General features: G+C 36.2%; 4 protein-coding genes. 3 read left to right on the top strand and 1 reads right to left on the bottom strand.

Features of this window, described 5'->3' with window-relative positions; translation table 11 throughout:
* Window positions 1-397: 3D domain-containing protein (locus GZ63_RS16880; RefSeq protein ID WP_029270683.1), on the top strand; the 397-nt coding region annotated here is incomplete at its 5' end.
* A gap of 141 nt (window positions 398-538) precedes the next feature.
* Here GZ63_RS16880 and purU read toward each other — a convergent pair.
* Window positions 539-1,420 carry a formyltetrahydrofolate deformylase gene (gene purU, locus GZ63_RS0114200; RefSeq protein ID WP_029270681.1) on the bottom strand — a complete coding sequence of 294 codons (882 nt, stop codon included), beginning with the start codon at window positions 1,418-1,420 and terminating at the stop codon, window positions 539-541.
* Between the two features lie 195 nt (window positions 1,421-1,615).
* On the opposite strand from purU, the gene cydD reads away from it, so the two are divergent.
* Window positions 1,616-3,340, top strand: a complete 1,725-nt coding sequence (gene cydD, locus GZ63_RS0114195) for a thiol reductant ABC exporter subunit CydD (RefSeq protein WP_029270679.1) — start codon at window positions 1,616-1,618, stop codon at window positions 3,338-3,340.
* Window positions 3,341-3,342: 2 nt separating this feature from the next.
* On the top strand, window positions 3,343-5,061 hold the full coding sequence (gene cydC / locus GZ63_RS0114190) for a thiol reductant ABC exporter subunit CydC (protein ID WP_029270677.1): 1,719 nt from the start codon (window positions 3,343-3,345) through the stop codon (window positions 5,059-5,061).
* The last annotated feature ends 218 nt before the right edge of the window (window positions 5,062-5,279 follow it).

Genomic DNA, 5,279 nt, shown 5'->3' with positions numbered 1-5,279 from the left:
AGCAGAAGAAGCTGCAGCAGCACAAAAAGCAGCTGAAGAGAAAAAGGAAAAAGAAGCAGCAACAAAAACAGTGAAACAAGTAAATGAGGCTGAACAAAATACAGATGGTAAAACATTCAATGTTACAGCTACCGCATATACAGCTAAATGTAATGGCTGCTCTGGTCATACTGCAACTGGGGTAGATTTGAATGCAAACCCGAATGTGAAAGTGATTGCGGTAGATCCAAATGTTATTCCATTAGGATCTAAAGTCCATGTTGAAGGATATGGTACTGCAACAGCAGCAGATACCGGTGGTGCGATTAACGGTAATAAAATTGATGTCCATGTGCCATCTAAAGAAGCGGCACAAGGATGGGGCGTAAAAACTGTAAAAGTAACTGTTATTGATTAATTTTAAAAATGAATAAAAGAAAAGCAAAGAAAGCATCTATATTTTAGATGCTTTCTTTGCAAAGTACATCTTGACTTCAAGACAATAAATAACAAATTAGAAAAGAACAGACATCATTTGGTATGATCTCTGTTCTTTTCTTTAATGAAAAACGATTGTTTTATTTTCTTCTACAATAATGCGATCTTCTAGATGCCACCTAACCGCTTTAGTTAGAACACGTCTCTCTACTTTTCTGCCAATTTTCTTTAAATCATGAACATGATCCCGGTGATCTACTCTTTCGATGTCCTGTTCAATAATGGGACCTTCATCTAGATCATTCGTTACATAGTGGGAAGTAGCTCCTATTAGTTTGACGCCTCGGTCATAGGCGCGTTCGTAAGGGTGTGCCCCGATAAATGCTGGCAGGAAAGAATGGTGAATATTAATAATTTGATTTGGAAAATGACGAACAAATTCAGGAGTTAATATTTGCATATAACGTGCAAGTACGAGCAAATCAACATGATATTCCTTCATTAAGCGAATTTGCTCTGTCTCCACTTGCTTTCGAATTTCTTTGTTTGCCGGAATATAGTGAAATGGTATTCCAAATGATTCCACCATGCCACGCGCATTTTCATGATTACTTATAACGACGACGATATCTGTATCTAAATCTCCATTCTGCCATTCCCACAAAAGCTCCATTAAACAATGTGGTTCTTTGGAAACAAAAATAGCCGTTCGTTTTCGATCGTTATCGTATGTAAAGCGATAATTCATTGAAAAACGAGTAGCCAACTCCTTGAAGTCTTCTTCCATTTTTAAGCGATTTTCTTGTAAATTTTCGGTATGAAATTCAATCCGAATAAAAAATGTACCGTTTTCCGGATTACTTGAATATTGACTTGATTCAATAATATTTGAATGATGCTCAAATAAAAAATTGGAAAGTGCCGCAACAATCCCTGGTCTGTCCGGACATTTTACTAGTAAACGTCCATGATTATCTTTGTTTTTTCCTATTTTATCAACCATTTACATACATCTCCCGTTTGTCAATCTAAGTATCTATTATATAGGATGACGTGAGATTTGAAAATATTAGTTTATCGTTAAAAATGACAGTTATGTTAACAAGGGACATAATTATTTACTATATTTCCGGCCATAGTGTATATTGAAGTTGAAAGGCTCACTAAATAAAGTAGCTTTTTTAGGAGGCATTCAACAATGGTTCAACTAAAGGACATGGCAATAAAACAAAAGTCACGAATAATATGTCTTTGTATTTTTGCTTTTTTATCAGGGTTGGCAATAATAGGTCAAGCTTACTTTTTGGTTACAATCGTAGATCACATTTTTTTGCAAAAACAATCTTTTCATGAAATTGTTCCTGCCATGATTGGTTTATTGGTTGTTCTTATTGCCAGATCCGTTTTTAATTATTTGAGTGGGCAAATAGGAGTTAAAATGGCTTCTAAAGTAAAAAGAGATCTTAGGAAGTCTTTATTAAATAAATATACCGCTAATCCAGTTCAAGCTTCATTAAAAGGGCAATCAGGAAAGAAAGTTAGTGTGATTTTGGATGCTGTTGATGAGATTGATAGCTATTTTAGCAGTTATATTCCACAGTTAATACAGGCATCTGTTGTACCTCTAGTAATTCTTGTTACTGTTTTCACTCAACATATTTATTCAGGTCTTATAATCATTGTTACAGCACCATTCATTCCTATATTTATGATTATAATTGGCGGGAAAACGAAGCAAAAATCAGAAAAACAGCTTGATAAAATGGCTGCTTTTTCCGGACGCTTTCTTGATACGTTACAAGGACTGACAACGCTGAAGCTTTTTGGACGGGCCAATTTACAAAAAGAGATTATCCAAAAAAGCAGTCTTGATTTTCGAGATGCAACAATGGAAGTATTGAAAATAGCTTTCGTATCTACTTTAATGCTCGAGCTAATATCAATGCTTAGCATTGGATTAATTGCACTTGAGTTGTCTTTAAGGCTCATCGTTTTTGAAAACATTCCTTTTTTTACCGCCTTTTTTATTTTAGTTTTAGTACCAGAATTTTATATTTCTCTGAAAGATTTAGGTAGTGCTTTTCATACGGGAAGGGGGAGCATGGGGGCTGCTCAAAAAATACAAGATGAACTTAAAATAGAAAGTGAGCATGTTTTATGGGGAGGATACAGTTTATCGATAGAAACTCCCCCTCTTATCGATGTGCGTGATGTCAGTTTTTCCTACGGGGAAGATGGATTCCAATTAAAAAATATTCATACGCAAATTAAACCTTACGAACAAATTGCAATTGTTGGAAAGAGTGGGGCCGGAAAAACAACACTGCTTCATATCATCGCAGGTCTTATTCCGTTTTCGGAGGGTGATATCTATATCAATGATCGTCAACGTTCTAAAATAAAAGAAAAAGATTGGTTTGATCAATTAAGCTATATTTCACAAGATCCGTATTTATTTTCCGGAACAGTTGCAGAAAATATTGCTATTGGTGCGAATATGGATGTATCCAGAACAGAAATAATGAAAGCAGCACAAAAAGCTGGAATTGATGCTTTCATTGACTCTCTTGAGAGTGGGTATGATACATTGATTGGCGAAGGAGGGCGCGGGCTCTCTGGTGGGGAAAAACAACGGCTTGCTATTGCAAGAGCATTTTTGAAAAAACCTACTGTTATTCTTTTCGATGAACCAACCACTGGACTTGATTTGCATACAGAGCACATTTTGCAGTCTTCATTAAAGGAATTATCGAAAGTAGCTACCGTTATTACGGTAGCGCATCGTCTTCATACTATCACAGCTGCTGATAAAATTTATTTCCTTGATGATGGATATCTACATGCAGAGGGAACGCATGATGAGTTGATGGCGTCCTCAGCTTCATACAAAAAAATGATCACCATACAGCAGGGAGGAGGTTAAGAATGAAAGATTTAGCATATGTCGTGAAATTAATAATAAAAGAGAAAAAAGACATATTTCTTTCCATCTTTTTCGGGTTTTTAACTGGTCTGACGGCTGTTAGTTTATTTGCGGCCAGTGGTTACTTGATATCCAAAGCTGCTTTAGCCCCGCCTCTATACGCTTTAATTTTGCTTACAGCATCAGTGAAACTGTTAGGTTTTATGAGAGCTTTGAGCCGTTATGGAGAACGTTATTTTTCACATAGAGCCACCTTTACGATGCTAAGTAATTTACGTGTATCTTTTTATAATAAATTAGAACCACTAGCTCCTCGTATTTTTCAAAAATATCGAAGCGGTGATCTTCTGGCAAGAATTGTAGGAGATGTAGAAACGTTACAAGACTTCTTTTTACGCGTTTTTTATCCGCCTATTGTATTAATAATGGTTTTCTTAAGTACGATTCTTTTTACATCTTTTTATTCCATTTATATTGCGTTAATATTATTTGCAGGACTTGTATTAACTACCTTTATCATTCCTGCATTATTTGCTTTGAAACAGCGGAAATTAGATAAAAGGCTTCGAGAGAACCGTGGTAAAATGTCTACAGAAGTTACTGAATTTCTTTATGGATTTCGTGATTTAAAAATTTATCAACAACTACAGGAAAAAGAAGAATATCTAAATAAAGTTTCAGATGCTTATATTGAGGAACAGCGGAAAGAGGGTACACATCAAATATATAGTCAATCCATTAATTTACTCGTCTCCTTACTTATATCCTGGCTTGTTTTAGGTGTTGGAGCTTTTATCGTTACTGAAGGAGAGTTGGATGGGATCTTCCTAGCCATGCTTGTAATGATTTCCCTGACTGTTTTCGAAAACGCTACACCAATGGCTGCTTTCCCTAATCACCTGGAAAACAGTCGGCAAGCAGCAAGTCGTTTATTTTCAGTTGTGGATAAGCAGGATACAGAAGATATGCAAATGGGAATGGAAAATCTTTCGAACCAGCCGCCTACGGTCGAAATGCGTGATGTATCTTTCTCATTTCCGGGTGAATTGGGTATGACCATACAAGACACTTCCTTGTGCTTACCTCCAGGTTCAAAAACAGCAATCGTCGGCCCAAGTGGTTCCGGAAAATCTACGCTGTTGCAGCTTATATTAAAAGTCGCTTCGGTAGATCAAGGCGAAATTAACATAAACACGATTCCGATTGAACGTATAGAACAGGAAAGCATATGGAAGCAATCCAATGTTGTTTTGCAAAAAAATCATTTTTTCTATGGAACAATCCGGGAAAATCTTCAGCTAGCTAAAGATGGTTTAAGTGATGAGGAAATGGAATTGGTGTTAAAGATGGTAAAATTAGATCACTTTTCTCTAGATACCCACGTGCTGGAACAAGGGGAAAATCTCTCTGGTGGAGAAAAACAGCGTCTATCCATTGCAAGAGCAATGTTAAAAAATGCACCACTATGGGTTTTAGATGAGCCAACTTCTTCAGTAGATGCGCTGACAGAGGATCATATCTATCGTCACTTATTTCAGCAGGCAAAAAATGCAACAGTAGTTCTTGTTAGTCACCGGTTAACAGGAATAGAGAAAATGGATCAAATTATTATCATGGAAAAAGGAAGAGTAGTTGAGGCAGGAACATATGATGAATTAATGGAAAAACAAGGTTATTTCTATCGAATGAAACAAGTTGAACAAAGTGTATTTTTATCATGATGAGAATAAAACAAGAGGCCGGGACATAACTAGCCTTAAATAAACAAAAACGGTTGTGTTTATCAATAAATGATAAACGCAACCGTTTTTTCCAATGTTTTTATGTGAAAATGTTCTATTTTCATTGTTAATGGCGGAATACTTCCTTAGATTTACCGCCATTAACGCAAATCCCATTTCGGAATTGGTAACCAAGGCCTTAACCGGTTAACCGGTTC

The sequence above is a fragment of the Virgibacillus alimentarius genome (assembly GCF_000709085.1).
In the GTDB taxonomy this organism is placed as follows: domain Bacteria; phylum Bacillota; class Bacilli; order Bacillales; family Amphibacillaceae; genus Virgibacillus_B; species Virgibacillus_B alimentarius.
The sequence above is the reverse complement of the archived record's forward strand: the minus strand, read 5'-3'. Positions and strand labels throughout refer to the sequence as shown.

Excerpts from the sequence above, each read along its gene's own strand:
- purU (WP_029270681.1), bottom strand. The coding sequence starts at position 1,420 with ATGGTTGATAAAATAGGAAAAAACAAAGATAATCATGGACGTTTACTA.
- cydD (WP_029270679.1), top strand. The coding sequence starts at position 1,616 with ATGGTTCAACTAAAGGACATGGCAATAAAACAAAAGTCACGAATAATA.
- cydC (WP_029270677.1), top strand. The coding sequence starts at position 3,343 with ATGAAAGATTTAGCATATGTCGTGAAATTAATAATAAAAGAGAAAAAA.